General features: G+C 49.6%; 1 rRNA gene. It reads left to right on the top strand.

From position 1 onward, the window contains the following. Positions 1-159: 159 nt before the first annotated feature. Positions 160-393 (top strand): 23S ribosomal RNA (locus tag CMR03_RS22045); the annotation flags it as partial.

Raw genomic sequence — 393 nt, 5'->3', positions numbered from 1 at the left:
CGGTGTGCTGCGAAGTATTATGCTCTTTAACAATCCGGAACAAGCTGAAAATTTGAAACGACGCATTGTCGTGTTCCTCCGTAATAAGGAACACAGGACAACGCGTTCGAGTCTCTCAAAAGCTCATGACACGCAGCGTAAAACGCCTGTGGGTTGTGAGGTTAAGCGACTAAGCGTACACGGTGGATGCCCTGGCAGTCAGAGGCGATGAAGGGCGTGCTAATCTGCGATAAGCGCCGGTAAGGTGATATGAACCGCAATAACCGGCGATACCCGAATGGGGAAACCCAGTGTGATTCGTCACACTATCATGCAGTGAATACATAGCTGTATGAGGCGAACCGGGGGAACTGAAACATCTAAGTACCCCGAGGAAAAGAAATCAACCGAGAT

Origin of the sequence: Pantoea allii, from assembly GCF_002307475.1 — a bacterium.
Classification (GTDB): Bacteria; Pseudomonadota; Gammaproteobacteria; order Enterobacterales; family Enterobacteriaceae; genus Pantoea; species Pantoea allii.
The sequence above is the reverse complement of the archived record's forward strand: the minus strand, read 5'-3'. Positions and strand labels throughout refer to the sequence as shown.